Here is a 438-nt window from a genome sequence, read left to right on the forward strand (position 1 = left end):
AGGCGGCCGTCGCTGGTCGCGAAAAGGGACTTCATCCCCCAGTCCAGGCCGAGGTACTCACCCTCGGGGCGCGGTCGGGCGATTGGGGACTTTTTCTGGAGGACGAACTGCAGGCTGCCGTCCTTGAGCACGTTGAGTTGCACGAAGCCGGAGACTTCGCCCGGGGAGTCGGTGAAGAACCGGTGTGCCTTCACCGGGATCCATGCCACGTCGCGCTTTACCACTGTGGAGATACGGACCCAATAATCGAAGGAGCTGTTCTTCGAGGGTTCGACCTGTGCGATGGTGCCGTCCATGAGCATCGTGTTCACCCGGGACAGGTCCGGCAACGAAACAGCATGCCTGCCCACCTGCTTGGCCATGCGCCGCGAGAGCTTCAACAGGGACGGTGGTACCGGCAGTTCGTCTTTGACCCAGCCGTTGCCGGGCTTGCCGTCG

Annotated in this window: 1 protein-coding gene; it reads right to left on the reverse strand. The window is 62.8% G+C overall.

The features are described from left to right. Positions 1-438 (reverse strand): hypothetical protein (locus HGO92_RS23255; protein WP_205835023.1); only part of this gene is annotated, 438 nt, incomplete at both ends.

This window comes from Crystallibacter degradans (assembly GCF_012952295.1).
GTDB classification, from domain to species: Bacteria; Actinomycetota; Actinomycetes; order Actinomycetales; family Micrococcaceae; genus Crystallibacter; species Crystallibacter degradans.